This window comes from Streptomyces sp. NPDC030991 (assembly GCF_055571235.1).
The window spans coordinates 46,533-68,909 of record NZ_JBVIFR010000032.1 but is presented as its reverse complement, the minus strand read 5'-3'; the positions used below and the strand labels follow the sequence as shown (position 1 = coordinate 68,909).

Below are 22,377 nucleotides of genomic sequence, written 5' to 3'. Positions count from 1 at the left end.
CATCCCCCCCCCCCCCCCCCCTACCCATTGCTTCGCTTCGCCAGCGAACCCCCCCAAGGTTCTAAACCCCGGGCCACTCCGGCTCGCCGAGGGGGCTCGTCCCGTGGTCCGGGACGAGCCCCCTCGGCACCGCTCAGCTCACCCGCTCCGCACGGTGCTTGACCGCCCGCAGCCGGACCTCCGCCGGCAGCGAGGCGAGCCCCGCCGAGTCCCTGGCCCGGGCCAGCGCGTCCTCACCGAGCTGATACAGCGTCTCGCCGGGTGCGGCGTGCGGCGCCAGGGCGAGCTTGGCCCGGGCCCTGGGCGAGGAGCGGCGGCCGGTCAGGACGACCCCAGCGTGCTCCACCCCGTCCAGGTTCTCGGCGCCGCTCACCAGCACGCTCTCCAGGGCCCGGCCGCGCAGCCGCGCGCCCTCGCCGTCCCCGGTGTCCACCAGCACCTCGGCGAGGCGGCGGCGCCGGAGCTGGGCCACCAGCCACCAGAGCGCGAGCAGCACGAGGACCCCGAGCACGGCGATCACCGTCGGCCACCACCAGCCCTCGTCGCGCCAGCGCTGCCGGTCGGCGACGCTGAGCAGGACGTCCTTGCGGCTGTCGTGGATCCACCAGGACGGAGGCTTCGCGCCCAGACCGACGGCGAGCACGGACCCGCCGCCGGCCACGAGTACGAGGCCGAGCAGGCCGAGCACGATCCGGTTCACGGTTCTCAGCACGCCGCTCATCCCTTCTTGCCGGGCCGGGCCACACGCACCGAGAGCCTGGGGTCCCTGCTGAGCCCGAGCCCCTTGATGCCGTCGCCCAGCGCGGAGTTCAACTCGGCCCGTACGTCGTCGAGTTCGCGGAAATGTGAGAGCGCCCGCACCTTGGCCCGTGAACGCTTGACGCGGACGCGCACGGACTGCACGCCCGGCACCTCCATGGCGCGGTCGCGCAGCGCCATCGCCGCGGCGTCCCGGTGCAGACCGGCCCGTACGTCGGGGTGGGCGCGGCGCATCGGCAGGACGCCGCGCAGCCCGGGGGTGAGCGCGAGGAGCAGCAGCCACAGGCCGAGCGCGGCGGCGATGCCCGCGCCGACCAGGACGGCGGTGTCCTCCAGGGGGCGCTGGGCCAGCTCCCTGGCGAGGCTGCGCCGCCACTGCATGGCCGGCCGGCCGGAACGTACCGCCGCGATGTCGTAGAGCAGGAGGCCCACGCCGCCGAGGAGCACCAGCGCGCACAGCGCGGCCGGGATGCGCCGGGCCGACCAGAAGCGGCCGGTCTTCCTGCCGCCCGCCGGGGTGGCGTGCGACGCGTCGGCCGCCGTGGTCGCCGGTCGGCCGCCGGGCTCGTCCTGGCTCCGCTCGACGACGGGCAGCCGCTGGGTGGGTTCGCTCACCGGATCCTCCCCCGGTCGGTTCGGTGCGCACGGTCCGGGTGCAGCCGCTCCACCTGGACGGCCACCTCCGGCACCTCCATGCCCACCAACGTCCGTACGCGCTCGGTCACCTGACGCCGTACGGCACCGCACTGGGCGCCGATGTCCGCGGGGTACTCCAGCTCCAGGCTGATACGGACCCGGGCGGTGTCATGGTGCACGGCGACCGCGGCGTGCGGGGGCGAACCCTCGTCCGGAACGGTGTCCAGCGCCTCGCGTGCCGCGTACGCGGCGATCTTCGCGACGACCCGGTCGGCGATCCGGGTCGCGCCGCGCTCGGCAGGCGCGACCTGTGTCGCCACAGGTCACCGCCGCCGGTCGCCGCGTGTGCGGAAGAACTCGCCGGGTTGCAGGTCCCCCTCGAGGAACCGTCCGGCGACGAAGCCGATGGCGCCGAGCGCCGCCACCAGCAGGAAGGCCCCGAAACCGCCGAAATATCCGGCGAATCCGAGAGCCATGCCGGCGATCATGCCGATCACGGCCAGATTCATCGTGCGCTCCTCTTGCGTACGCTGCGGGCGGGTCCGGGTCTCACTGGAGCTTCGACTCCGGCTCGTCGTCCTCCTCGTCCGGCAGCTTCACGTCGCTGACGGCGATGTTCACCTCGACGACCTCGAGCCCGGTCATCCGCTCGACGGCCACGACGACGTTCTCCCGCACGGCGCGCGCGGTGTCCGCGATCGAGACGCCGTACTCGACGACGATCTCCAGGTCGAGCGCCGTCTGTACCTCGCCGACCTCGGCCTTCACGCCGCGCGACACGGACTTGGTGCCGCCGGGCACCCGGTCGCGCACGGCGCCGAAGGTCCGGGAGAGGCCGCTGCCCATCGCGTGGACGCCGTCCACGTCGCGCGCCGCGAGACCGGCGATCTTCTCGACGACGCCGTCGGCGATGGTGGTCCGCCCCCGGCTCGCGGGGTCGCCTCCGCCCCGCTTCGTCACGTTGGTCTTTCCGGTGGATGCTGCCTGCTGCGTCTCGCCGAACTGCTGGGCGGTGTCGCTCATCGGACCGTCCCCTCTTTGAGGTGTGATCTCGTTGGGGTGTGCTTTCTTTTGCCCACATTAAGTGCGGTTACCCGGTCCCGCGCCCGGGATGGGGCAGCCTGGGGCAATGACGGTTGATCGATGGGCACAGGCGGTACGGCAGCAGCTGGGGATCGGCAGGTTGCTGCCCTTGGGCGGGCCGGGTGACGGGGCGTGGATCACGGAGGCCGCGGCGCGGGAGGTGCTGCGCCGGGCGGTGGCCCAGGTCCGCGGTGTACGCCTCGGGTCCCTGCGGCTGACGGGGGCCGATCCCGACGGGGTGTACGAGGCCGCGGTGCCGGCCCCGCCGAGCGCGCTGCCGCCGGGGCCGCTGCGGATCGTCGCGGAGTGCGCGGCGTCGGCCGACGAGCCGCTGCCCCAGGCCACGGCCCGGTTGCGCGCGGCGCTCTCGCGGGCGGCGGACGATGGTCTGGGGCTGCTGGTGACGGAGGTGGACCTCCAGGTCACGGCGTTGCTGGAGGCCGAACCCGAGCAGCCGGAGCCGGAGCAGGCCACCGAGGAGCCGGCGAAGCCGCCGTCCCTCTCCGGTGACGAGGCGCGCGCGGCGCAGGCCGCGCTGGCCGTGCCCGGCGTCACCCGGCTGACGGGCACCCTGGGCGGTCTCGGCCGCGCGGTCCATATCGAGGAGCGGACGGGCTCCGCGTCGCTGCCGCGGCGGCATGTCCGGGTGGAACTGGCGGTGTCGGCCGGGGCCCGCGCCCTGGACGTGGCGCGAGCCGTCCGGCAGGCCGTGACGACGGCGCTCCCGGACGCCCCGACCGTCGCGGCGCTGGTCACGGAGGTCGCGCCGCGAACGGCCGGGAGCGGTGCGGGGGACGGCTGAGGCGGCTGCCGCGGGCCCGGGAAGGCGGAGAGGTCAGTCGCCGAGGCCGGCCAGGTCCCGCAGGCGGCGGCCCTGCGCGGCCCGCTCGGCGGCGCGCTGCTCGTCCAGCGTGCGGCCGCTCACGCCCTGCAACAGCGCCTTGGTCTCGATCACGGCGTCCCGCGGGGCGGCGAGCAGTGCGGCGATCAGGTCCTGGGTCGCGGCGGTCACCTGCTCGGCGGGCACGGCGACATTGGCCAGGCCGCAGGAGACGGCCTCCTCGGCGTGGACGTAGCGCCCGGTGACGCAGATCTCCAGCGCCCGGGCGTACCCGACCAGCGAGACGAGCGGATGCGTACCGGTGAGGTCCGGGACGAGTCCGAGGCTGGTCTCGCGCATGGAGAACTGCACGTCGTCGGCGACGACGCGCAGGTCACAGGAGAGGGCGAGCTGGAACCCGGCACCGATCGCGTGTCCCTGGACCGCGGCGACGGAGAGCAGGTCGCTGCGGCGCAGCCAGGTGAAGGCATCCTGGTACGCGGCGATCGTGGAGTCGAGATACTCCTCGCCGCCGCGTGCCAGGTCGATGAAGGACGGCTCACCGTCGAACCCCTCGGGCGTGAACGCCTGACGGTCCAGGCCCGCGGAGAAGGACTTGCCTTCGCCGCGCACCACGACGACCCGCACGGAGCCCGGCAGCGAGCGCCCGGCTTCGGCCAACGCCCGCCACAGAGCAGGACTTTGGGCGTTGCGCTTCTCCGGGTTGCTCAGGGTCACCGTGGCGATCGCGTCGTCGACGGTGAGCCGGACGCCGTCCTTGTCGAGGAGCGGTGCGGGCGAAGTCATCGGGGCCTCCGGGTCTGCGCGGTCATAAGTGACTGCACAGTAACCACCCGGCCGATCAGCTGACCGACCGGGTGGCCACCGAAGGGACCAGTGAGCCAAACGATCCGTGTGACCTGCGAGGACAGGTCGGTCGCGTCAGTTCGCCGCGGCCTTCTTGCCTCGCGTGGCCCCGCCGCGACCTCGCAGCGTGACTCCGGACTCGCTGAGCATCCGGTGCACGAAGCCATACGAGCGGCCGGTCTCCTCGGCCAGCGCCCGGATGCTCGCACCGGAGTCGTACTTCTTCTTCAGGTCTGCCGCGAGCTTGTCGCGCGCGGCGCCGGTTACCCGGCTGCCCTTCTTCAGAGTCTCGGCCACCCGTGCCTCCTCGTGGGAAGTGCGCTCTGGAATTCCCATGATCACCCCTTGCGGCGTTCCTGGCCACCCATTCGGCAAGGTCCGTGCGCGCACAATTGCGGAAGCCGAGGCGATCCACATGAGCGGAACAAGAAATTCCGGACGCCTTTCACGGCGCCCGGAATCTCTCGTACCGCAATACCGGCAGGTCAGCGCCTGCCCAGGTGGTGCAAGGGCGGCATGGCCCGAGCGGCGGGAAAATCCGTGTAGGACACACCTCGGTACGAGGCGATCTCACTCAGATGAAGGATCACGGATCGGCCGAATGATCCATACCCAGTGGATCAGTCATTCGATCAAGCCGTGCTGACGCGCCCCGGGCGCGTCAGGCACGTCAGGCCAGCGCGACGAGGTCCGCGTAGCCCTGGCCCCACAGGTCCTCGACGCCGTCGGGGAGCAGGATGATGCGCTCCGGCTGGAGCGCCTCGACGGCGCCCTCGTCGTGCGTGACGAGGACGACGGCGCCCTTGTAGGTGCGCAGCGCGCCGAGGATCTCCTCGCGGCTGGCGGGGTCGAGGTTGTTCGTGGGCTCGTCGAGGAGCAGCACGTTCGCCGCCGAGACCACCAGCGTCGCCAGGGCCAGACGGGTCTTCTCGCCGCCGGAGAGGACCCCGGCTGGCTTGTCGACGTCGTCGCCGGAGAACAGGAACGAGCCGAGCACCTTGCGCACCTCGACCAGGTCGAGGTCGGGCGCGGAGGAGCGCATGTTCTCCAGGACGGTGCGCTCGGGGTCGAGGGTCTCGTGCTCCTGCGCGTAGTAGCCGAGCTTGAGGCCGTGGCCCTCGATCACCTGCCCGGTGTCGGGCTTCTCGGCGCCGCCGAGGAGCTTGAGCAGGGTCGTCTTGCCCGCGCCGTTGAGGCCGAGGATGACGACGCGCGAGCCCTTGTCGATGGCCAGGTCGACGTCGGTGAAGATCTCCAGCGAGCCGTACGACTTCGACAGGCCCTCGGCCATCAGCGGCGTCTTGCCGCACGGCGAGGGGTCGGGGAAGCGCAGCTTGGCGACCTTGTCGCTGCGGCGCACCTCGTCGAGGCCCGCGAGGAGCTTGTCGGCGCGCTTGGCCATGTTCTGCGCGGCGACCGTCTTGGTGGCCTTGGCGCGCATCTTGTCCGCCTGCGCGTTCAGCGTGGCGGCCTTCTTCTCGGCGTTCTGGCGCTCGCGCTTGCGGCGCTTCTCGTCGGCCTCGCGCTGCTGCTGGTAGAGCTTCCAGCCCATGTTGTAGACATCGATCTGGGAGCGGTTGGCGTCCAGGTAGAACACCTTGTTGACCACCGTCTCGACCAGCTCGACATCGTGGGAGATCACGATGAAGCCGCCGCTGTACGTCTTGAGGTAGTCCCGCAGCCAGCCGATCGAGTCGGCGTCCAGGTGGTTGGTCGGCTCGTCCAGGAGCAGGGTGTCCGCGTCCGAGAAGAGGATGCGGGCCAGCTCGACACGGCGCCGCTGACCGCCGGAGAGCGTGTGCAGCGGCTGGCCGAGTACCCGGTCGGGCAGGTTCAGCGCGGCGGCGATGGTGGCGGCCTCGGCCTCGGCGGCGTACCCGCCCTTGGTGAGGAACTCGGTCTCCTGGCGCTCGTACTGCTTGAGCGCCTTGGCCTGCGTGGCGCCCGAGCCGTTCGCGATGCGCTGCTCGTTCTCGCGCATCTTGCGCATCAGCGAGTCGAGGCCACGGGCGGAGAGGATGCGGTCGCGGGCCAGCACGTCGAGGTCGCCGGTGCGCGGGTCCTGCGGCAGGTAGCCGACCTCGCCGGAGCGGGAGATCGTGCCGCCGGCCGGGGTGCCCTCACCGGCGAGACACTTGGTCAGGGTGGTCTTGCCCGCGCCGTTGCGGCCGACCAGGCCGATGCGGTCGCCCTTGGCGACACGGAAAGAGGCGTTCTCGATGAGGATGCGGGCGCCGGCGCGCAGTTCGATACCGGATGCGGTGATCACGGGGGTGCTCCAGGACAGGGTTACGGCTGGTTGACAAGGCGAGGGCCGGTCGGCGCCGCTAAACCACCCAGAGAAGAAACGTCATGGGACCCAGTTTAACGGGGGGATGCAAACGGCTTTCCCGGGCGTCTCGCACGGCCGCCCGCTCACGCCCCGCCCGTGTGCACCTGGAACGCCGCACGGCGCACCGCCTTCGCGACGGCCGGATCGGGGTGCGCGGCCGCCAGGGCGACCAGGACCTGGACGGTGCGGGGGTGGCCGACGGCGCGGACCTCAGCGATCAGCGCGGGCACGGTCGGCTGCACCGCGGACTCCAAGTGCCGTACGAGCAGCGGCGCCTCACCGTGGTCGGCGACGGCAGCGGCCGTGTCCACCCACAGCCACGTCGCCTCCTCGCGGGTGAGCACGGTGTGCACGTCCTCCGGGTCGGCCCCCTCGTACTCGGCCAGCCACAGCAGGGCGTACGCGCGCAGGCCGGGGTCGTCGGCGGCGCGCCGCACCTCCGGCTCGGCCGGCGCCCCGACGACGCGCAGCGCCTCGAAGGCGAGACCGCGCAGCAGGGCGTCCTCGCCGCGGGCGGCGTCCAGGAGCTCGGTGACGGCGTTGCCGATGTCACGGGCGGCGAGCCAGGCGCGGTACTCGGCGCGGGCCGCGTTCGGGCGCAGCCGCGCGCAGCCGCGCAGCATGTCCTCGGCCGACACCTCGATGTTCCCGGCCGGGGACTGGGCGGCAACGCAGATCTGCTCCAGCTTGACCCAGACCGCCCAACTGCCCAGCGGCGTAAGGGTGGCGTGCTCCTCGGCGTACGTCAGCGCGCCGACCGCGGCGAGCCCCGCGAGCGCCCAGTCGAGCAGCGGGAGAAGCGGGGTGTCCTGCGGCGGCACCGGCTCCGGCTGCGGCCCGTAGGGGATCTCGCAGCGCTCCGCACGCAGTTCGACGACGCGCTGGTCGAGGAGGTCGAGGAGTTGCGCGGTCGGCACCGGGCCCGCCATCAGCTGACAGAACGAGAGCAACTGCGGTACCGCTTCGACGACTTCGGCCACCGCGGCGGGCTCCAGGGAGTCCGGCGCCGGGTGGACCAGCGACCAGGCGTCGAACAGGGCGACCCAGCCGCGCAGCACGGCGGTGTCGTCACGGTCCCAGACGCGCAGCCGCCAGCCGGGCCGGGCGATGTCGCCGTGCACCTCGACGAGGCCGGCGAGGCGTGCGGTGTCCCAGTCGGCGCGGACCTGGTCCACGGTCAGGCCCAGGTCGTCGGCGGCGCGGCGCGCGGTGGTGTCCGAGAGGGTGCCCTTGCCGTCGCGCGCGCCGGTGCTGTTGCCCGGGCTCAGCGTGGTGTCCGCCCAGCGGGCCACCCGCACGGCGACGGCCAGGCACTGCCGGGCGGCACGGGCCAGCTCGGCGGGGGGCGGGGTGCCCTCCGGTGGGCGCGGCGCGGGCCGCCGGACGGCTGCGCGCGGGGCGGCAGCGGCCAGGGGCTGGCGGCGCGGGCCGACGAGTCGGAGTCTGGAGTCGCGCGGGGTACGGGACGTCACTGGAGCAGTGTCCAGGGTGACCCCGTGAATTCCCAAACGGGAGTGCTTGTTCGGGGCTCGCGTCGTGGTTCGCCGGGGCCCCGCCGGGCGTTCACGCAAGGGTGCACGGCAGCGCTCCGCGGGGTCCGTGACCGGGTGCGCCGCCGCGCTCACCCCTGCGGGCGGCTCGCATCGGCGACGGGCTCACCTCGGCGGAGTGCTCACATCAGCGGGGTCAGGAAGCGTCGCAGCGTCTCCTCGTAACCTCGCGGATCCGCGTTCCACATCGCGTTGTGCGGGGCGCCGTCGACCGTGTGCAGGGTGACCAGGTCCGGTCGGCGGTCCGCCAGCCGGCGGGAGAGGGCCCAGGGCGCCACCTCGTCGTCGGGGCCGTGCACGATGAGCGTCGGCACCCCGAGCGCGGCCGGGTCGGCCGCCTCTGCGTACCGGTCGCCGCTCAGCCCCGTGCGGCCCTGCGCGGCCCTGACCGCCAGCGGGAGCAGCGCGGCCGGGGTGCGCCGGGCGCCGGCCAGGGCGCGCAGCGTCGCCTCCCAGCTGAGCACCGGGGAGTCGAGGACCAGGCCCGCGATGCGGTCGCGCAGCGCCGAGTGCGCGGCGGCGCGCAGGGCCATGGCGGCCCCGGTCGACCAGCCGTGCACGACGACGCGCCGGGCGCCGTGCCGCACGGCGTGGCGGATCGCCGCGTCCAGGTCGCGCCACTCCGTGGCCCCGAGATGGTGGAGCCCGTCCGGGGGGCGGGGCGCGCCGAGGTCGCCGCGGTAGGCGAGGTCCAGCAGCGGGAACTGCTGGTGGTGCAGGAAGCCCAGGACGTTCAGGGGGTGCTCCCGTGTGGTCCCGAGGCCGTGCACCGTGATGACCCAGGTGTCGCGCACGCCGGGCACGTACCAGGCGGGCAGCGCCCCGAGCTCGCCCGGGACGCCGATGTCGGTGTGGTCGATCCCCAGCGCGGAGCGGGGGTCGCCGAGGTGCACCTGCGGCGTGAGCCAGGCTTTCGCGCCGGGTTCCGGGACGCCGTGGGTGACGCGCTCCAGCCGCCGCACGACCGTGTCCGCGGCGTGCGGCGCCGACTCGATCACGGGCCCGACGACCGCGTGCCAGCCGTCGCCCGCGAGCCCGTACGTGCCCGGTCGCAGCGAGGACAGGTCGCGGGTCAGCGTGATGTGCCCCGCCGCGATGCTGTGGACCGTGAGCCGGGGCTCGGTGGGCAGGGGGTGCCCCGGGGGCGCCTTGAGCGCGGCGTCGCTGGCCAGCCGGCCCACGGCGATCGCGGCGGCGGAGGCTCCGAGCACGGCGGTGACGGCAGCTGCCGTCGCTTTGGCGGTACGCACCCGTCCAGTGTCGACGGACGGGCCCGCCCGGGCCAGTGGGGCGGGGGGTGGGAGTGACGTGCGTGGCTGTCGTGGCGGGTGGGACGGGGTTTCCGCCGGGGGGTGGTGCGCGTGGGGCGGTCCGTCTGCGGCTGCTGGGGGACGATCTGCCTCCGGCGGTTGCCGCACGTCCCTTGGTGGGACGGTCCATCCGCGGCACGACAGAAGGGTGGGCCGCCCTACGCGCGGCCCGGCTGCTGTCCGTACCCGCTCAGCCGCTCCCCCACCTCTTGCAGCTGTTCGTCGGTGAGGAGGGAGGGCGTGCGGCCCGGGACGGAGTGGGCCGTGAGCCAGAGCCGGCACATCCACTCCAGCTGGGCGGTGCGGTCGTAGGCGGCGGCGAGGGTGGCTCCGTAGGTCACGGTCCCGTGGTTCTGCAACAGGCAGCCGGTGCGTCCGGCCAGGGCGGCGAGCATGTTCTCGGCCAACTCCTCCGTGCCGTATGTCGCATAAGGAGCGACGCGCACCAGGCCCCCCAGGGCCGCCGTCATGTAGTGGACGGCCGGGAGCTCCGACACGAGCGTCGAGACGGCGGTGGCGTGCACCGCGTGGGTGTGCACCACCGCGCGCGCGTCGGTGTGCCGGTAGATCGCGAGGTGCATGGGGAGTTCGCTGGTGGGCGTGAGCGCGCCGGTGCGCCGCTCGCCGTCGAGACCGACGGCGACGAGGTCGTCCGGACCGAGCCGGTCGTAGGGGACACCGCTCGGGGTGACGAGGACGGTGTCCCCGACACGCACGGAGACATTGCCCGACACCCCGACGACCAGGCCGTCGCTCACGGTCCTGCGGGCCGTCGTCACCAATTCTTCCCACGCCTGGGCGAGTTGCGTCATGCGAGGCATCTTGTCAGGCATCGTAGGGTCACATATGGCTACAAACCGCCCACAAGGGAACCTTGGCTTGGCTTCGACAGACGAGAAGGAATCATCCGTCAGCCTCTGGGAGATTTGTCATGCACGTCGCCATCCGGGGGGACATACGGCTCCCCGTCACCCACCGTCCCGCGGCCGCGTCCGCCTCGCCGCGGCGACGTCCGCCCTCGCGCTGACGCTGGCGGGAACCACCCTCGCCGAACTGCCCGCACAGGCCGTGACCAGGCCGAAGGGGCACGATGTCTCGTCCCACCAGAAGAACGTGAACTGGCAGAAGGCGAAGAGCAAGGGGGCGCGGTTCGTCTACGTGAAGGCGACCGAGTCGACGACCTACAAGAACCCCTACTTCGCCCAGCAGTACAACGGCGCACGCAATGTCGGCATCATCCGGGGCGCCTACCACTTCGCGCTGCCCAACAGATCCTCGGGCAAGGCGCAGGCCGCGTACTTCGTGCGCAACGGCGGGTCCTGGAGCCGGGACGGGTGGACGCTGCCGCCCGCGCTCGACATCGAGTACAACCCGTACAGCTCCAGGAAGTGCTACGGCCTGAGCAAGTCGAAGCTGGTCTCGTGGATCAGGTCCTTCAGCGACGAGACCAGGCGCAGGACCGGGCGGCGCCCGGTGATCTACACGAACTACCTCTGGTGGAAGGCGTGCACCGGCAACAGCCGGGCGTTCGCCGCCAACCACGCCCTGTGGCTCGCCCGCTACGACCGGAGCGCGGGCCCGCTCCCCGCCGGCTGGGCGTACTGGACGTTCTGGCAGCACAACCACGGCGGCAGCCTGCCGGGTGACCAGAATCTCTTCAACGGCTCGATGAGCCAGTTGCGGAAGTTCGCCCGCGGCTGACCACCCGGCCGTCAGGTCCCGCGGAGCCCCGGATTCCGGGCGTCCGCGGGGCCGAAACGGAACATGTGCCGCCGCCGCGCGCCGGAGGAAGAAGGAGTCCTCCGCTTCGAGTCACCACATAGCCCGGCCCAGTTCATCTTCCGTTCATCCAGCCTGCTTACGTTCGACGTGCCACTGACGTCCAACCGAAGCCTGGGTAAATGGAACACATCACGCTGCTCCTTGCGATCGTGATCGTTACCGCGCTGGTCTTTGATTTCACCAACGGTTTCCACGACACCGCCAACGCGATGGCCACGACCATCTCGACAGGCGCTCTCAAGCCGAAGACGGCGGTGGCCATGTCCGCCGTGCTGAACCTCGTCGGAGCGTTTCTCTCCGTGGAGGTCGCGAAGACCATCTCCGGCGGAATCATCAATGAGGACGGCCTCAAGACAGAGGTCATCTTCGCGGCGCTCGTCGGCGCCATCCTCTGGAACCTGCTGACCTGGCTGGTCGGCCTGCCGTCCAGTTCGTCGCACGCGCTCTTCGGCGGCCTCATCGGCGCCGCGGTCATGTCGATGGGCTGGTCGTCGGTGAACGGCGGCACCGTCGTCACGAAGGTGCTGCTCCCCGCGGTCGCCGCGCCCATCGTGGCCGGTCTCGCCGCGCTGCTGGCCACGCGCCTCACCTACCGCATCAGCCGCAGGACCGACCAGAAGGCCACCGCCAAGGGCTACCGCGCCGGGCAGATCGCCTCCGCCGGTCTCGTCTCCCTCGCGCACGGTACGAACGACGCGCAGAAGACGATGGGCATCATCACCCTCGCGCTGATCACCGGCGGCGTCCTGTCGCCCGGCGCGAACCCGCCGCTGTGGGTCATCGTCTCGGCCGGTTTCGCCATCGCGATGGGCACCTACCTGGGCGGCTGGCGGATCATCCGCACCATGGGCAAGGGCCTCACGGACCTCGCGCCGCAGCAGGGGTTCGCCGCGCAGACCAGTGCCGCGACCGCGATCCTGGCCTCCTCGCACATCGGGTTCTCCCTCTCCACCACCCAGGTCTGCTCGGGCGCCGTGATGGGTTCGGGCCTCGGCCGCAAGGGCGGGGTCGTCCGCTGGTCGACCGCCACCCGGATGTTCGTCGCGTGGGGCCTGACCCTGCCGGCCGCCGGTCTGGTCGGCGCGGGCGCCGAGTTCCTCACCAAGCAGGGTCCCTGGGGCATCGGCCTGACCGCGCTCCTCCTGCTCGGCGGCTCCGGGATCATCTGGAAGCTCTCCCGCCGCGACTCCGTCGACCACACCAACGTCACCGCCGGCACGACCGACTCCGCGCCGGAGTCGGCGGGCGTCGTGACCACGGCCATCGCCGCGGTCAGCCCGCCGCCGGTCGCCGCGGCCGTCGAGCCCGGCGCCTCGGTCGAGGTGAAGACCACGATCCACGCTCCGATCCAGACCGTGGCCGACACCCCGCGCCCCGCCGGCGCCACGCTGTGAAGCCTCGTAGCAGAAGGAAGCAGGACCAGGTATGAACATCGACTGGGCGGCTCTCGGCTCCGTCTTCGGGGTCAGCCTCGTGACCACCGTGGCCCTGGTGGGCCTGTTCACCCTCGGCATCGTCGGCCTCTCCAAGCGGGAGTCGGCGGCGCAGCGGGGCGGCTCGGCGACGGCCGTCACCTCGGGCGCGTACCTGTGCTTCGCACTGTGCGCGGCGGCCGTGGCGTACGGGATCTTCCTGATCGTGGCCTGACGGCCGATTCGGCCCCCGCCGCGTTCATCTTCTGAACGCGGCGGGGGCTCAGCGGCACCCGAGCGGGGTGCGGGACGTACGGCGTCCCGCACCCCGCTTTCGCGTTCGACTTGTCACCGGAACGGGTGTGGCGCTGCCAAATGTCGCAACCCGGCGCAGGCGGCAGGGAAAGGGCGCCTCACCAGGCCACCGCTGATGTGACATATGGCAGACTGACGTGAGCCGCCTAGCCAGGCTCCAACAGCCACCAGCAAACTGCCTTCAGCCGTCTGCTAGCTTCCGTTCACTACTTGGCCAGCTCTCGTCTGACGAACTGGGCCTGGCACACGGTCGGCAAGGAGACAGAGATGATGGCCCGCGACATCGACCCCAGCCTCAATCGACGCAGGCTGCGCCTCGAACTGCGCAAGGCCCGTGAAGCGACCGGGCAGACGCAGACCGACGCGGCCCAGGCGCTCGACTGGTCGCTGTCCAAGATCATGCGGATCGAGGCGGGGACGGTGAGCGTCTCGGTGACCGATCTGCGGGCTCTGCTCCAGCACTACGGGGTGGTGGAGGACCCGCTGCGGCACGAGCTGGAGGAGGCCGCTCGCGGGTCGCGCGGCCCGAGCTGGTGGACGGGGTACAACGACGTGCTCACCCCCGCCTTCCGCCAGTACCTGGGGTACGAGAGCGCTGCCGCGTCGATCCGCACGTACCACCCGATCGTGGTGCCCGGTCTGCTGCAGACCGAGGAGTACGCGATGGCCATGCTGGAGCCGCACGTGGAGGAGGCCCGGGCCCGGCGGATCGTCGAGCTGCGGACCGAGCGGCAGGAGCGCGCGCTGGAGAGCGACACTCCGCCCTGGACGTTCTTCGTCCTGGACGAGGCGGCCCTGCACCGGCAGATCGGCGGCCCCCGGGTGCTGCGCGGGCAGTTGCAGCACCTGGTCGACATGGCGCAGCGGCCCCGGGTCTCGGTCCAGGTGCTGCCGTTCACCCATGGCGCGCACTTCGCCACGCTCAACAGCTTCATCCTGCTGGGCTTCACGGACGACGAGGACCTGCTGTACCTGGAGTCCCAGGGCAACCAGTCGATCCGTGACGACCATGAACTGATCGTGCAGCACCAGGAGTGCTTCGAATCGCTCCGCGAGATCGCGTACAGCGGCGACCTGGCCATCGATCTCATCAGCAAGATCAGGGACGGGCTCGACACCTCGTGAGGTGAGGAACGGGCCGGGCCCTGGAGAGCCCGTGTAGGAGGCGCACATGCCGGCCGCAGGCGACGAGTGGTGGTGGCGGCTCCCCGCGGCCGCCGTTCCCCGGCTCGACGACACCGAGGGGGCCGGTGAGGCGCGTGGTGCGGCCGGTGCGAGCGTCTCGGGTGCCACGGGTGGTACGGAGGCGCCGGGTGCGACGAGTGGTGCGCAGGCCCCGGGTGCTGCGGGCGCAGTCGGCGCCACGGGCACGCCGGGCCGCGCGGAGCCGGCCGCTCCCCTTTACGCGCCGACCCCGGAGCCCACGGCGGCCGATCCGGTCGCCGGTGAGGCGGTGCGGTCCCCCGGCGAGCGGCCCTCGTTCGGTGCCGTGGTCATCCATGTCGCGGCCGACGAGGGGCAGACCCGGCGGGCCGGAATGATGTACGCCCAGATCCTGAACGAGAACCGCCGCCACACGCGGCTCCTGCTGTTCGGTGCGATGGGCGGCGCTCTGGTGCTGCTCGGCGGTCTTGCGGGGCTCGTCGTGGTGGTGCAGGCCCTCGGGGTGACCTCGCCCTGGGCGATGGGCTCGGTCGTGGCGGCGGCGACCTCACCGGTGACCGCTATCGCCTACGGCTTCGCGCGCCTCCTGCTGCGGTGCGCCGACGGCATACGGTCCCCGCTCAGCGCCGACGCTCCGCCGCCCGGCCCCGATCCGGCACCGGACCCGGGCGCGACGACCCGCCCCTGACACTGCGCAGACCGGCGCGGAGTCCGGCCGCCGCGGCGAACACCGCCGCGGCCAGCACCCAGACCACGACGCGCAGCCGCCCCGCCGGGACCAGCGCGGCGGCCAGCGCTCCGACCACGCTCGCCGTCAGGCCGCACGCCAGGCAGAACCCCACGAGTCCGCGCGGGGAGACGACTCCGCGCGCCGTACGGCTCACCGCCCCGTGCGCCCGCTCCCGCGCCTCGGTCAGGTAATGAATGGTCATCGCGCTCTCCTCCCCCCGCGGCGGGCTCAGCGGTCTGCCCTGCCCGGGCCGGGGCCGCTCAGAGCCCTCAGGAACGCCTGCCATCGGGCGCCCCGGAAGAGGAGGGCGGCCGCATCCCGGTTCCCGGAGTCGCGGACCAGGACCTCTGCCTCGCCGAGCGCCACTTCCACGCAGTCCCCGGTCACTCCCGAGTAACTGCTCTTCCGCCATGGCCCGATGGACTGTCCGTGCCATGGCCGCGCGTGCTCTGCCGCTCGGGACACACCGGCCTCCTCCTGCTCGAGAGCCGGCGTCCCCCGTCATTGCACGCCCGCGTGCAGGCACCATAGCGCCGCTGCGACGGCCCGCCCAGGGATACCGGACGGATCCGCCGTACGACGTCGCAAGGCGCCCTCAACCATGCGTGGACCGCTCTCCGTCTGCCGCTTCCCAGTCTAGATAGGCCGCTTTTCGACACCTAGAGGAATTCCGGCCCTGTGGGCGGCACCGCGACGGCCGGGCTGTGGACCTCCCCACACTCCGCCCCCCAGGTCAACAGCAAGTTGACGCGCCTTCGCGCACCGTGGTGGACTTCGCGGGCCATATACGGCAGCAGTACGAGGAAGCCGGTGCGAGTCCGGCGCGGTCCCGCCACTGTGAGCCCTCCGCCGGGAAGCCGGGAGGGGCGAGCCAGGAACTCTCGCTGCCGGTCTCGTCGAACCAGGGCGTGGACACCCTGAGTGAGGACAACTACCGCCATGTTCGCCCTGCGCGGCGCGGCGCGGGCCGAGCGCGTCTTCGCGTACGGTGCCGCCGCCGGTCTCCTTGCCGATGCTCTGTTCGGCGATCCGCGCCGCGGGCACCCCGTCGCCGGTTTCGGCCGGGCCGCGGGGGCCGTGGAGCGTCTGCTGTGGCGGGACCACCGTGGGTGGGGCGCCGCGCACGCCGTGGTCTGCGCGGGTGGCGCCGCCGCCGCGGGCGCCCTCGCCGCTCGTGCCGTACGCAACTCCCCCGTCGCCTCCGTCGCGCTGACCGCCGCCGCCACCTGGGCCGTGGTCGGCGGGACCTCGCTGGGCCGGGAGGCGCGCGGCGTCGGATCCGCGCTGGACGCGGGGGACGTGGAGCTGGCCCGGGAGTTGCTGCCGCGCCTGTGCGGGCGGGATCCGCAGGGCCTGGACGCCGACGGGATCGCGCGGGGCGTCGTCGAGTCCGTCGCCGAGAACACCTCGGACGCCGTCGTGGGGGCGCTGGTGTGGGGGGCCGTGGGCGGTGTGCCGGGCCTCCTCGCCTTCCGTGCCGTGAACACGCTCGACGCGATGGTCGGGCACAAGTCGGCCAGGTACCGCCGGTTCGGCTGGGCCTCGGCCCGGCTCGACGATGTCGCGGGGTGGCCGGGGGCGCGGCTGACCGGAGCGCTGGCCGTGCTGACGGGCGGGCGTCCACGCGAGGCGGCCCGGGCCTGGCGCCAGGACGCGGGGCACCACCCCAGCCCCAACGCGGGGGTCGTCGAGGCCGCGTTCGCGGGGGCTCTCGGGGTGCGGCTGGGCGGGACGCTGGCGTACGGGGGCAGGGTCGAGCACCGGCCCGTGCTGAACGCGGGCGGGCGCGCGGTGCGGGTGTCGGACGTGGAACGGGCCGCGCGGTTGTCGCGGCGGGTCGGTGTGACGGCGTGGGGAGTCTGTGTGGCCGGGCGGTTGGTGCTGGGACGTCTGCGAGGACGCCGATGAGCGGGCGGCGGGGCGGCGGGCTGCTCGTCGCGGGGACGACGTCGGACGCGGGCAAGAGCGTGGTCACGGCGGGGATCTGCCGGTGGCTCGTACGGCAGGGTGTGAAGGTCGCGCCGTTCAAGGGGCAGAACATGTCCCTGAACTCGTTCGTGACGCGCGAGGGCGCCGAGATCGGGCGGGCGCAGGCGATGCAGGCGCAGGCGGCGCGGGTCGAGCCGAGCGCGCTGATGAATCCGGTGCTGCTCAAGCCGGGCAGCGACCGCAGCAGCCAGGTCGTGCTCATGGGCAAGCCCGTCGGCGAGATGAGTGCGCGGGGCTATCACGGGGCGCGGCAGGGCGCGTTGCTCGACACCGTCGTGGGGTGCCTGGAGGAGTTGCGGAGCAGCCATGACGCTGTGATCTGTGAAGGGGCGGGCTCTCCCGCCGAGATCAATCTGCGCCGGACCGACATCGTGAACATGGGGATCGCGCGGGCCGCGCGGCTGCCGGTGCTGGTGGTCGGGGACATCGACCGGGGTGGTGTCTTCGCCTCGTTCTTCGGGACGACGGCGCTGCTCGCGCCGGAGGACCAGGAGCTGCTCGCCGGGTATCTGGTGAACAAGTTCCGGGGTGATGTGACGCTGCTCGAACCCGGGCTCGACATGCTCAAGTCCCTTACCGGGCGGCCCACTTACGGGGTGCTGCCGTTCCAGCACGGTCTCGGGATCGACGAGGAGGACGGCCTGCGGGTCTCTTTGCGGGGCGCGGTGCGCGAGTCGGTCGTGGCGCCGCCCGTCGGCGCGGACGTGCTGCGGGTCGCCGTGTGCGCGGTGCCGCTGATGTCGAACTTCACGGACGTCGACGCGCTGGCCGCCGAGCCGGGTGTGGTCGTGCGGTTCGTGGACCGCGCCGAGGAGCTGGCCGACGCCGACCTGGTGATCGTGCCGGGGACGCGCGGCACGGTGCGGGCGCTGGAGTGGCTGCGCGAGCGCGGGCTCGCCGACGCGCTGGTGCGGCGGGCCGCCGAGGGGCGCCCGGTGCTCGGCATCTGCGGCGGCTTCCAGCTGCTCGGGGAGCGGATCGAGGACGAGGTCGAATCGCGAGCCGGGGTCGTGGACGGGCTCGGGCTGCTTCCGGTGCGCGTACGGTTCGCGGCGGACAAGACGCTGGAACGGCCGGCCGGGGTGGCTCTCGGGGAGCCGGTCGAGGGGTACGAGATCCATCACGGCGTCGCCGACGTCCTCGGCGGGGAGACCTTCCTGGACGGCTGCCGGGTGGGGGCGGTGTGGGGGACGCACTGGCACGGTTCGCTGGAATCCGACGGGTTCCGGCGGGCGTTCCTGCGCCAGGTCGCCGAGGCCGCGGGGCGGCGGTTCGTGCCGGCGCCGGACACGTCGTTCGCCGCGCTGCGGGAGGAGCAGCTCGACCGGCTCGGGGATCTGATCGAGCGGTATGCCGACACGGACGCGTTGTGGCGGTTGATCGAGGGCGGAGCACCGAAGGGGTTGCCGTTCGTTCCGCCGGGAGCGCCGTAGCCAGCGCCCCGGTTCCCGTGCCCGGCCTGTTCAATTCTCTGGAGGATCGATGCCCACCCCGTACCCGTTCACCGCTCTCGTCGGCCAGGACGACCTGCGGCTCGCCCTGTTGCTGAACGCCGTGTCGCCGGCCGTCGGCGGTGTGCTCGTGCGCGGCGAGAAGGGAACCGCCAAGTCCACCGCCGTACGCGCCCTGTCGGCGTTGCTGCCCGCGGTGGACGTCGTCGCCGGATGCCGGTTCTCCTGCGCTCCGGGCGCCCCCGACCCGCAGTGCCCGGACGGCCCGCACGAGGTCGGGCCCGGGGTGCTGCGCCCGGCGCGCATGGTCGAGTTGCCGGTCGGCGCGTCCGAGGACCGGCTCGTCGGGGCGCTCGACATCGAGCGGGCGCTCGCCGAGGGCGTGAAGGCGTTCGAGCCGGGGCTGCTCGCGGACGCGCACCGCGGGATCCTGTACGTGGACGAAGTCAATCTGCTCCACGACCATCTGGTCGACCTGCTGCTCGACGCCGCGGCCATGGGCGCCTCCTATGTCGAGCGGGAGGGCGTCTCCGTGCGGCACGCCGCGCGGTTCCTCCTCGTGGGGACGATGAACCCCGAAGAGGGCGAGCTGCGGCCGCAGTTGCTCGACCGGTTCGGTCTCACGGTCGAGGTCGCCGCGTCCCGGGAGCCGGAGCGGCGCGTGCAGGTCGTCAAGCGGCGGCTCGCCTACGACGACGACCCCGAGGGGTTCGCCGCGCGCTGGGCCGGGGACGAGAGCGAGGTGCGGGAGCGCATCGTCGCCGCCCGCGCCCTGCTGCCCCACGTGCGCCTCGGTGACGGGGCGTTGACCCGGATCGCGGCGATCTGCGCGGCGTTCGAGGTGGATGGGATGCGGGCCGACATCGTGATGGCCAGGACCGCGACCGCGCTCGCCGCGTGGGCGGGGCGCACCGAGGTGCTCGCGGAGGACGTGCGCCGGGCCGCGCTGCTCGCGCTCCCGCACCGCCGACGCCGGAACCCCTTCGACGCGCCGGGGCTCGACGAGGAGAAGCTCGACGAGACCCTGGACGAGTTCGGCCCCGACGACCCCGCCGACTCCGGCGACTCCGGCGACTCCGGCGACCCCGACGATGATCCCGAGCCGGACGGCCCCGGCGGCGGGGGTCCGGACGACGGGGGCCCCGACGGCGGCGGTGGGCTGCCGCCGCAGGACGGTCCCCGGCCCGAGGGACCCGAAGGTTCCGAGAGTTCTGACAGTTCTGAAAGTTCTGCGGATTCCGGGCAGGACGGGCCCCCCTCGGAGGGGAGCGCCGAGCCGCAGGGGACCCCGGAGGGGCCGGCGGGTGCGCCGGCGGCCGACGGCGGTCCTGAGCAGCGGGCCGTCTCGGCGGGCGAGCCGTTCCGTACGAAGATGCTGAGCGTCCCGGGCCTGGGCGAGGGGGCCGCCGGGCGGCGCTCGCGGGCGCGGACCGAGCACGGCCGTACGACCGGCGCCGTCCGGCCCCGGGGCGCCCTGACCAAGCTGCATCTGGCGGCGACGGTGCACGCGGCGGCGCCGCATCAGCGGGCGCGCGGCCGCTCCGGTCCCGGGCTCGTGGTGCGCCGCGACGATCTGCGGCAGGCGACCCGGGAGGGCCGGGAGGGCAACCTGGTGCTCTTCGTCGTGGACGCCTCCGGCTCCATGGCCGCCCGGCAGCGGATGGGCGCCGTGAAGGGCGCCGTGCTGTCGCTGCTGCTCGACGCCTACCAGCGGCGCGACAAGGTGGGGCTCGTGACGTTCCGCGGGGCGGGCGCCGAGGTGGCGCTGCCGCCGACGTCGAGCGTGGACACGGCCGCGGCGCGCCTCGAGTCGCTGCCGACCGGTGGGCGTACGCCGCTGGCGGCCGGGCTGCTCAAAGCGCACGAGGTGCTGCGCGTGGAGCGGTTGCGGGACCCGGCGCGCCGGCCGCTGATGGTCGTGGTGACCGACGGGCGGGCCACGGGCGGCCCCGAGCCGGTGAAGCTGGCCAGGCGCGCGGCCGGGCTGCACGCCGCGGAGGGCACGGCCAGCGTGGTCGTCGACTGCGAGAGCGGCATGGTGCGGCTCGGGCTCGCCGGGCAGCTCGCCGGTGAACTCGGGGGCAGCGCCGTCACGTTGGAGGAACTGCGGGCCGACGCCATCGCCGGACTCGTCAAGGACGTACAGGGAACGAACCAGAACCGCAGGAGGGCCGCCTGATGCCGCAGGGACAGCCGAGTGTCGTACCGGACGACGGGCTGACGACTCGTCAGCGACGCAACCGTCCGCTGGTGTTCGTGCACACGGGCGTCGGCAAGGGAAAGTCGACGGCCGCGTTCGGGCTCGCGCTGCGCGCCTGGAACCAGGGGTGGCCGATCGGGGTGTTCCAGTTCGTCAAGTCGGCGAAGTGGAAGGTCGGCGAGGAGAACGCGCTCAAGGTCCTCGGCGCCTCGGGCGAGGGCGGCACCGTCGACTGGCACAAGATGGGCGAGGGCTGGTCGTGGGTGCAGCGCGACGACCAGGCCGACAACGAGGAGAAGGCCCGCGAGGGCTGGGAGCAGGTGAAGCGGGACCTGGCCGCGGAGACCTACAAGCTGTACGTGCTGGACGAGTTCGCGTATCCGCTGCACTGGGGATGGATCGACGTGGACGAGGTGGTGGAGGTGCTGCGCGCACGTCCGGGCACGCAGCACGTCGTCATCACGGGCCGCAACGCCCCGGAGAAACTGGTCGGGTTCGCGGACCTCGTGACCGACATGTCGAAGGTGAAGCACCCGATGGACACGGGCCAGAAGGGCCAGCGGGGCATCGAGTGGTGACCGGGCTGACCGTGGACGTGCCGCGGCTGGTCGTCGCCGCGCCCGCGTCCGGGTCGGGCAAGACGACGGTGGCGACCGGCCTGATGGCCGCGTTCGCCGAGCGCGGCCTCGCCGTGTCCCCGCACAAGGTCGGGCCCGACTACATCGATCCGGGCTACCACGCCCTGGCGACCGGGCGCCCCGGCCGGAACCTGGACGCGTACATGTGCGGGCCCGATCTCGTCGGGCCGCTCTTCGCGCACGGCGCCCGGGGCTGTGAACTCGCCGTCGTGGAAGGTGTGATGGGCCTCTTCGACGGGGCGTCGGGACAGGGCGAACTGGCGTCGACGGCGCACGTCGCCAAGTTGCTGAAGGCGCCCGTGGTGCTGGTCGTCGACGCGTCGTCGCAGTCGCGGTCGGTGGCGGCGCTGGTGCACGGCTTCGCCTCGTTCGACCCGCAGGTGCGGCTCGCGGGCGTCATCCTCAACAAGGTGGGCTCGGAGCGGCACGAGCTGCTGCTCCGCGAGGCCCTGGAGGAGGTCGGCATCCCCGTCTACGGGTCCTTGCGCCGCACGCCTCAAGTGGCCACTCCGGCACGGCACTTGGGGCTCGTACCGGTGGCCGAGCGCAGCGGTGACGCGGTGGACTCGGTGCGCGCGGCAGCCGCGATGGTGCGCGAGGGCTGCGACCTGGAGGGACTGCTGGCGCTGGCGAGGACGGCCCCGCCGCTGACGACGCAGGCGTGGAGCCCCGCCCTGTCGGAGGCGCGGGAACCCGCGCGCACGGCCACGGCGGGCCCACGGTCGCGCACCGGGCCGGTGGTGGCGGTCGCGGGCGGCCCCGCCTTCACCTTCTCCTACGCCGAACACGCCGAACTGCTCACCGCGGCGGGCGCCGAGGTCGCCACCTTCGACCCCCTCCACGACGAGCACCTCCCGGAGGGCACCGCCGCCGTCGTCATCGGCGGCGGCTTCCCCGAGGTCTACGCGCCCGAGCTCTCCGCCAACGCGCAACTGCGCAAGGCCGTGGCGGAGCTGGCCCGCGCGGGCGCCCCGGTGGTCGCCGAGTGCGCGGGCCTGCTCTACCTCTCCCGTTCCCTCGACGGCCAGGAGATGTGCGGCGTCCTGGCGGCGGACGCCCGGATGTCGCCGCGCCTCACCCTCGGCTACCGGGACGCGGTGGCCGTCTCGGACAGCGTCCTCGCCCCGGCCGGGGCCCGGCTGCGCGGCCACGAGTTCCACCGGACCGTGATGGAGCCGGGCGCGGGCCCCGCCCCCGCGTGGGGCATGCGGCTCCCGGAGCGGCGCGTCGAGGGCTTCGTGCAGCAGGGCGTGCACGCCAGTTATCTGCACACCCACTGGGCGGCCCGGCCGGACATCGCGGCGCGCCTGGTCGACCGGTGCGGCGGCGCGCCGTGAAC

At 73.1% G+C, this 22,377-nt stretch carries 24 protein-coding genes and 1 riboswitch; of the genes, 11 read left to right on the top strand and 13 right to left on the bottom strand.

Features of this window, described 5'->3' with window-relative positions; translation table 11 throughout:
* Positions 1 to 133 precede the first annotated feature (133 nt).
* The 5 genes from amaP to ACZ45E_RS36860 are packed head-to-tail and all read right to left on the bottom strand — an operon-like array spanning position 134 to position 2,418.
* Positions 134 to 721, bottom strand: a complete 588-nt coding sequence (gene amaP / locus ACZ45E_RS36880; RefSeq protein WP_468230007.1) for an alkaline shock response membrane anchor protein AmaP — start codon at positions 719 to 721, stop codon at positions 134 to 136.
* Positions 718 to 1,374, bottom strand: coding sequence for a DUF6286 domain-containing protein (locus ACZ45E_RS36875; RefSeq protein ID WP_468230004.1), 657 nt, complete (start codon positions 1,372 to 1,374; stop codon positions 718 to 720). The genes amaP and ACZ45E_RS36875 overlap by 4 nt, the downstream gene beginning before the upstream one ends.
* Positions 1,371 to 1,715, bottom strand: coding sequence for an Asp23/Gls24 family envelope stress response protein (locus ACZ45E_RS36870; protein ID WP_468230002.1), 345 nt, complete (start codon positions 1,713 to 1,715; stop codon positions 1,371 to 1,373). The genes ACZ45E_RS36875 and ACZ45E_RS36870 overlap by 4 nt, the downstream gene beginning before the upstream one ends.
* Before the next feature lie 3 nt (positions 1,716 to 1,718).
* Positions 1,719 to 1,904 (bottom strand): hypothetical protein, encoded by a 186-nt coding sequence (locus tag ACZ45E_RS36865; RefSeq protein WP_324772339.1) that lies wholly within the window; start codon positions 1,902 to 1,904, stop codon positions 1,719 to 1,721.
* A gap of 40 nt (positions 1,905 to 1,944) precedes the next feature.
* Complete coding sequence (locus tag ACZ45E_RS36860; protein WP_468229999.1) at positions 1,945 to 2,418, bottom strand: Asp23/Gls24 family envelope stress response protein; 474 nt, start codon at positions 2,416 to 2,418, stop codon at positions 1,945 to 1,947.
* A 106-nt stretch (positions 2,419 to 2,524) separates the two neighbouring features.
* Between ACZ45E_RS36860 and ACZ45E_RS36855 the strand changes: the two genes are divergently transcribed.
* Positions 2,525 to 3,280 (top strand): nucleopolyhedrovirus P10 family protein, encoded by a 756-nt coding sequence (locus tag ACZ45E_RS36855; protein ID WP_468229996.1) that lies wholly within the window; start codon positions 2,525 to 2,527, stop codon positions 3,278 to 3,280.
* A 33-nt stretch (positions 3,281 to 3,313) separates the two neighbouring features.
* Here ACZ45E_RS36855 and ACZ45E_RS36850 read toward each other — a convergent pair whose 3' ends face one another.
* From ACZ45E_RS36850 to ACZ45E_RS36825, 6 genes are all read right to left on the bottom strand, one after another.
* On the bottom strand, positions 3,314 to 4,105 hold the full coding sequence (locus ACZ45E_RS36850) for an enoyl-CoA hydratase/isomerase family protein (protein ID WP_468229994.1): 792 nt from the start codon (positions 4,103 to 4,105) through the stop codon (positions 3,314 to 3,316).
* Between the two features lie 135 nt (positions 4,106 to 4,240).
* A complete protein-coding gene (locus ACZ45E_RS36845) occupies positions 4,241 to 4,462 on the bottom strand; it encodes a helix-turn-helix domain-containing protein (protein ID WP_324772334.1) in 222 nt (73 codons plus the stop codon).
* A gap of 373 nt (positions 4,463 to 4,835) precedes the next feature.
* Positions 4,836 to 6,434, bottom strand: a complete 1,599-nt coding sequence (locus ACZ45E_RS36840) for an ABC-F family ATP-binding cassette domain-containing protein (protein WP_468229990.1) — start codon at positions 6,432 to 6,434, stop codon at positions 4,836 to 4,838.
* Positions 6,435 to 6,580: 146 nt separating this feature from the next.
* Positions 6,581 to 7,969 (bottom strand): hypothetical protein, encoded by a 1,389-nt coding sequence (locus ACZ45E_RS36835; protein WP_468229988.1) that lies wholly within the window; start codon positions 7,967 to 7,969, stop codon positions 6,581 to 6,583.
* Between the two features lie 200 nt (positions 7,970 to 8,169).
* Positions 8,170 to 9,297, bottom strand: a complete 1,128-nt coding sequence (locus ACZ45E_RS36830) for an alpha/beta hydrolase (protein ID WP_468229987.1) — start codon at positions 9,295 to 9,297, stop codon at positions 8,170 to 8,172.
* Between the two features lie 218 nt (positions 9,298 to 9,515).
* Entirely contained in the window at positions 9,516 to 10,169 is a 654-nt protein-coding gene (locus ACZ45E_RS36825; protein ID WP_468229984.1) for a class II aldolase/adducin family protein, read from the bottom strand.
* 211 nt (positions 10,170 to 10,380) lie between these two features.
* Here ACZ45E_RS36825 and ACZ45E_RS36820 point away from each other — a divergent pair, with 211 nt between their 5' ends.
* The 5 genes from ACZ45E_RS36820 to ACZ45E_RS36800 all read left to right on the top strand — a co-directional run bounded on the left by ACZ45E_RS36820 (position 10,381) and on the right by ACZ45E_RS36800 (position 14,718).
* Positions 10,381 to 11,058, top strand: coding sequence for a lysozyme (locus ACZ45E_RS36820; RefSeq protein WP_468230017.1), 678 nt, complete (start codon positions 10,381 to 10,383; stop codon positions 11,056 to 11,058).
* A 200-nt stretch (positions 11,059 to 11,258) separates the two neighbouring features.
* Positions 11,259 to 12,533 (top strand): inorganic phosphate transporter, encoded by a 1,275-nt coding sequence (locus ACZ45E_RS36815; protein WP_468229982.1) that lies wholly within the window; start codon positions 11,259 to 11,261, stop codon positions 12,531 to 12,533.
* Between the two features lie 31 nt (positions 12,534 to 12,564).
* Positions 12,565 to 12,786: a hypothetical protein gene (locus ACZ45E_RS36810; protein ID WP_468229979.1), complete on the top strand. Its 222-nt coding sequence runs from the start codon at positions 12,565 to 12,567 to the stop codon at positions 12,784 to 12,786.
* Between the two features lie 350 nt (positions 12,787 to 13,136).
* Positions 13,137 to 13,991 (top strand): helix-turn-helix domain-containing protein, encoded by an 855-nt coding sequence (locus tag ACZ45E_RS36805; protein WP_468230014.1) that lies wholly within the window; start codon positions 13,137 to 13,139, stop codon positions 13,989 to 13,991.
* Between the two features lie 46 nt (positions 13,992 to 14,037).
* Complete coding sequence (locus tag ACZ45E_RS36800) at positions 14,038 to 14,718, top strand: hypothetical protein (protein ID WP_468229976.1); 681 nt, start codon at positions 14,038 to 14,040, stop codon at positions 14,716 to 14,718.
* Here the strand turns inward: ACZ45E_RS36800 and ACZ45E_RS36795 are convergent.
* Together ACZ45E_RS36795 and ACZ45E_RS36790 are read right to left on the bottom strand one after the other, a co-directional pair.
* The gene (locus ACZ45E_RS36795; protein ID WP_468229973.1) at positions 14,651 to 14,962 is read right to left on the bottom strand and encodes a hypothetical protein; all 312 of its coding nucleotides are present in this window, start codon (positions 14,960 to 14,962) and stop codon (positions 14,651 to 14,653) included. The genes ACZ45E_RS36800 and ACZ45E_RS36795 overlap by 68 nt on opposite strands.
* Before the next feature lie 26 nt (positions 14,963 to 14,988).
* The gene (locus ACZ45E_RS36790; protein ID WP_468229970.1) at positions 14,989 to 15,225 is read right to left on the bottom strand and encodes a DUF397 domain-containing protein; all 237 of its coding nucleotides are present in this window, start codon (positions 15,223 to 15,225) and stop codon (positions 14,989 to 14,991) included.
* Between the two features lie 335 nt (positions 15,226 to 15,560).
* A riboswitch (cobalamin riboswitch) is annotated at positions 15,561 to 15,641 on the top strand.
* A 58-nt stretch (positions 15,642 to 15,699) separates the two neighbouring features.
* Between ACZ45E_RS36790 and ACZ45E_RS36785 the strand changes: the two genes are divergently transcribed.
* From ACZ45E_RS36785 to ACZ45E_RS36765, 5 genes are read left to right on the top strand one after another with little or no spacing between them, the layout of a single operon-like run.
* Complete coding sequence (locus tag ACZ45E_RS36785; RefSeq protein WP_468230012.1) at positions 15,700 to 16,668, top strand: cobalamin biosynthesis protein; 969 nt, start codon at positions 15,700 to 15,702, stop codon at positions 16,666 to 16,668.
* Positions 16,665 to 18,182 carry a cobyric acid synthase gene (locus ACZ45E_RS36780; RefSeq protein ID WP_468229967.1) on the top strand — a complete coding sequence of 506 codons (1,518 nt, stop codon included), beginning with the start codon at positions 16,665 to 16,667 and terminating at the stop codon, positions 18,180 to 18,182. Before ACZ45E_RS36785 ends, ACZ45E_RS36780 begins: the two co-directional genes overlap by 4 nt.
* 49 nt (positions 18,183 to 18,231) lie before the next feature.
* A complete protein-coding gene (locus ACZ45E_RS36775; RefSeq protein ID WP_468229964.1) occupies positions 18,232 to 20,379 on the top strand; it encodes a putative cobaltochelatase in 2,148 nt (715 codons plus the stop codon).
* Positions 20,379 to 20,978: a cob(I)yrinic acid a,c-diamide adenosyltransferase gene (gene cobO, locus ACZ45E_RS36770; protein WP_468229961.1), complete on the top strand. Its 600-nt coding sequence runs from the start codon at positions 20,379 to 20,381 to the stop codon at positions 20,976 to 20,978. Before ACZ45E_RS36775 ends, cobO begins: the two co-directional genes overlap by 1 nt.
* Positions 20,972 to 22,375, top strand: a complete 1,404-nt coding sequence (locus ACZ45E_RS36765) for a cobyrinate a,c-diamide synthase (protein WP_468229958.1) — start codon at positions 20,972 to 20,974, stop codon at positions 22,373 to 22,375. The genes cobO and ACZ45E_RS36765 overlap by 7 nt, the downstream gene beginning before the upstream one ends.
* Positions 22,376 to 22,377: the final 2 nt, after the last annotated feature.

Bases quoted from the DNA above. Each gene is read 5' to 3' on its own strand.
- amaP (WP_468230007.1), bottom strand. From the start codon at position 721: ATGAGCGGCGTGCTGAGAACCGTGAACCGGATCGTGCTCGGCCTGCTC.
- ACZ45E_RS36865 (WP_324772339.1), bottom strand. From the start codon at position 1,904: ATGAATCTGGCCGTGATCGGCATGATCGCCGGCATGGCTCTCGGATTC.
- ACZ45E_RS36860 (WP_468229999.1), bottom strand. From the start codon at position 2,418: ATGAGCGACACCGCCCAGCAGTTCGGCGAGACGCAGCAGGCAGCATCC.
- ACZ45E_RS36855 (WP_468229996.1), top strand. From the start codon at position 2,525: ATGACGGTTGATCGATGGGCACAGGCGGTACGGCAGCAGCTGGGGATC.
- ACZ45E_RS36850 (WP_468229994.1), bottom strand. From the start codon at position 4,105: ATGACTTCGCCCGCACCGCTCCTCGACAAGGACGGCGTCCGGCTCACC.
- ACZ45E_RS36825 (WP_468229984.1), bottom strand. From the start codon at position 10,169: ATGACGCAACTCGCCCAGGCGTGGGAAGAATTGGTGACGACGGCCCGC.
- ACZ45E_RS36815 (WP_468229982.1), top strand. From the start codon at position 11,259: ATGGAACACATCACGCTGCTCCTTGCGATCGTGATCGTTACCGCGCTG.
- ACZ45E_RS36810 (WP_468229979.1), top strand. From the start codon at position 12,565: ATGAACATCGACTGGGCGGCTCTCGGCTCCGTCTTCGGGGTCAGCCTC.
- ACZ45E_RS36805 (WP_468230014.1), top strand. From the start codon at position 13,137: ATGGCCCGCGACATCGACCCCAGCCTCAATCGACGCAGGCTGCGCCTC.
- ACZ45E_RS36800 (WP_468229976.1), top strand. From the start codon at position 14,038: ATGCCGGCCGCAGGCGACGAGTGGTGGTGGCGGCTCCCCGCGGCCGCC.
- ACZ45E_RS36795 (WP_468229973.1), bottom strand. From the start codon at position 14,962: ATGACCATTCATTACCTGACCGAGGCGCGGGAGCGGGCGCACGGGGCG.
- ACZ45E_RS36785 (WP_468230012.1), top strand. From the start codon at position 15,700: ATGTTCGCCCTGCGCGGCGCGGCGCGGGCCGAGCGCGTCTTCGCGTAC.
- ACZ45E_RS36780 (WP_468229967.1), top strand. From the start codon at position 16,665: ATGAGCGGGCGGCGGGGCGGCGGGCTGCTCGTCGCGGGGACGACGTCG.
- ACZ45E_RS36775 (WP_468229964.1), top strand. From the start codon at position 18,232: ATGCCCACCCCGTACCCGTTCACCGCTCTCGTCGGCCAGGACGACCTG.
- cobO (WP_468229961.1), top strand. From the start codon at position 20,379: ATGCCGCAGGGACAGCCGAGTGTCGTACCGGACGACGGGCTGACGACT.